We start from the raw sequence: 2,720 nt of genomic DNA, 5'->3' as shown, positions 1-2,720 counted from the left end.
CAGAAGCGCCTTGGCAGGAATACAGCCGGTATTGACGCATGAGCCACCCAGCGCTTTTTTCTCGATCAGGACTGCATCCATCCCCATCGCCGCCGCACGCAGCGCTGCCGTATATCCCGCACCGATAATAATTAAATCATAGATATGATCCGCCATATAAATATCCTATCCTCTCATTCTATGGGCTTCCCATTACACAAAAAACTGCCGCAGAAAATCACTTTCCCGGGCAGCTTTTCATCAATTTTATTTTTACAGCAGATGAATGTTGTGAGCCTCTGCCTCTGCGCGCACACCGTCCGGCCAGATCGACGCCTGCACCTCTCCGATATGTGCTTTCCGCAGGAAGAACATACAGATACGGGACTGACCGATACCGCCGCCGACTGTATACGGAAGCTCTCCCTCCAGAACTGCTTTCTGGAATGGCAGCTCCGCGCGTTCCTCACATCCCGCCTTTACCAGCTGCTCTTTCAGGGAATCCTCATCAACACGGATACCCATGGAAGAAAGCTCCAGTCCGATATCCAGAACTGGATAATATACCAGAATATCGCCGTTTAATTTCCAGTCATCATAGTCCGGGGCACGACCATCGTGCTTCTCACCGGATTTCATCTTGTCACCAATCTGCTCAATAAATACCGCACCGTGCAACTTCGCAATCTTGTACTCGCGCTCCTTCGGTGTGCAATCCGGATACATATCTTCCAGCTCCTGGGTCGTCACAAATGTGATATTTTCCGGAAGATAACGTCCAATGTACTCATACTCATATGCCATATAGTCCTCGGTCACTTTCAGTGCCTTGTAAACCGAACGGACAATGGATTCCAGTGTCTCACGGGTACGATCTTTTTTACTGATGATCTTCTCCCAGTCCCACTGATCCACATAAATGGAATGGATGTTGTCTGTATCCTCATCACGACGGATCGCGCTCATGTCGGTGTAAAGGCCTTCACCTTCCTGAAATCCGTACTCTTTTAATGCCTGACGTTTCCATTTGGCGAGAGAATGTACAATCTCAGCCTTCCGATCTTTCTGCTCCAGAATTCCAAAGGATACCGGGCGCTCTACGCCGTTTAAGTTATCGTTCAGACCAGATTCCGGCAGTACAAAAAGCGGTGCGGACACACGGGTCAGATTGAGCTGTTTTGCCAGTTCTCTCTGAAAAAAGTCCTTGATTTCCTTGATAGCAACCTGTGTTTCTCTCAAATCCAATACCGGTTTATAACCAGCCGGAGTAATTAAATGTTCCATCTGTTACATCCTCTCTTTTTTCCCGGTGCGTGTCCGGTTCCCTGCCGCACTGCCGATTTCTGCAGCCGCAGTTCATCCTTTTAGTCAAAGCTTGCAGGCACGCGCCTTTTAAGTCATTTCTTGTTATTGTACTGCATGGAATTTCTACTCAAAGGAACTCACCTGTGGACAATAACCGTTTGGTAGCTATTATATCATTTATATAGGAAAATGGGAACAGGTAAAATAGGAAAATAACTTCTTTAAAATAAATGAAGGTGTTCGCACGCTTTATAAATTCCATCTTCCCCGATCGGTGCCGTCACGTAATCGGCTACTTTTTTAAGCGCATCCACTGCATTTCCCATCGCCACGCCGATGCCGGCTTCCTGCACAACCTCGATATCATTCATGCTGTCGCCAAATGCCACTGTATCGGAGAGATCTTCTTTTTCTCCAAAATACACCGCCAGCCTGCGGAGTCCGTCCGCCTTGGAATTGCCTTTCTCGACCACATCCGCGCCATGTCCGCTCGCAAACATCGGCAATTTCAGGGTCGGAAATTCCCGTTCCATCTCCTTCACCTGTTCACGGCTGCCGACAAACGCCAGTGTCCGGACCGGCATCGTGAGCATCTTCCACGGATCCTGGAACTGCCGCCCGCAGCTTCCCCAGAAGCGGATATCATTAGCCGCAATGATCTCCGGATGGATATAGTAATCTTCATCCCCCACCGTCATGCCGATTCCGAAGCCCTTTTCATCGCAGAAACTCAGCACCCGGCGTAGGAGTTCCGGATCAAAGATGTGCTCAAACAGCAGCTTATCTCCCACTGTAATCTTCGTCCCGTTCATATGTACAATCGCATCCGGACGGACGATGTCCCGGTACGATGTACTGTAATAATTATCCATATCGCGCCCCGTTGCCAGCACAATCTTGTACTTCGGGCGCAGCTTTTCAATCGCCTCCAGCGCACTCGGTGTGATCTGATCCGTCCGGTGGTCTAAGAGGGTCATGTCGAGGTCAAAACTTATCATGATGTTCTCCTTGGGGTTGGTTACTACAAAAGGTCACAGCCGAAGACTCTGCTATGACCTTTTCTTTTAATTATCCACGTTTTCATCATACCATTTTTCAAATTTGGAGTCAATATTGGGAAAATATTCATTCTATTGATCCATTCCATTGATTCGTAAAATTCCACTCAACCATCAAAATTACATCAAAAAACAAACATCCGGCAGCGAAAATTTAGAAGTCATAGTTGATTTTTGATGTAATTTTGATATAATGATACGCATATAATACTTCAACAAATGGCGGTATATGTCAGCTGAAAATTTGGCAAAGTGCAGCTATGATTTATTTTCGGGGTATGGCGTAGCTTGGTAGCGCGCTCGGCTGGGGGCCGAGAGGTCGCAGGTTCAAATCCTGTTGCCCCGATTTTTAGCGTATTCTTAGAGTTCTTAATAACT

Annotated in this window: 3 protein-coding genes and 1 tRNA gene; 1 reads left to right on the top strand and 3 read right to left on the bottom strand. The window is 47.4% G+C overall.

Annotated features, from left to right (window positions below; all coding sequences use genetic code 11):
* The 3 genes from QVO97_RS12800 to QVO97_RS10075 all read right to left on the bottom strand — a co-directional run.
* On the bottom strand, nucleotides 1-156 hold a 156-nt coding region (locus QVO97_RS12800; RefSeq protein ID WP_369678413.1), incomplete at its 3' end, for an FAD-dependent oxidoreductase.
* 96 nt (nucleotides 157-252) lie between these two features.
* Nucleotides 253-1,263 carry an aspartate--ammonia ligase gene (asnA, locus tag QVO97_RS10080; protein ID WP_022360200.1) on the bottom strand — a complete coding sequence of 337 codons (1,011 nt, stop codon included), beginning with the start codon at nucleotides 1,261-1,263 and terminating at the stop codon, nucleotides 253-255.
* 242 nt (nucleotides 1,264-1,505) lie between these two features.
* Entirely contained in the window at nucleotides 1,506-2,282 is a 777-nt protein-coding gene (locus QVO97_RS10075; protein WP_022360199.1) for an HAD family hydrolase, read from the bottom strand.
* A gap of 332 nt (nucleotides 2,283-2,614) precedes the next feature.
* Here QVO97_RS10075 and QVO97_RS10070 point away from each other — a divergent pair.
* Nucleotides 2,615-2,688: transfer RNA gene (locus QVO97_RS10070), tRNA-Pro, on the top strand.
* Nucleotides 2,689-2,720: the final 32 nt, after the last annotated feature.

The organism is Clostridium sp. CAG:43 (genome assembly GCF_000434655.1).
In the GTDB taxonomy this organism is placed as follows: Bacteria; Bacillota; Clostridia; order Lachnospirales; family Lachnospiraceae; genus Otoolea; species Otoolea fessa.
Note: the sequence above shows the minus strand (reverse complement) of the source record. Positions and strands in the feature narration are given on the sequence as shown.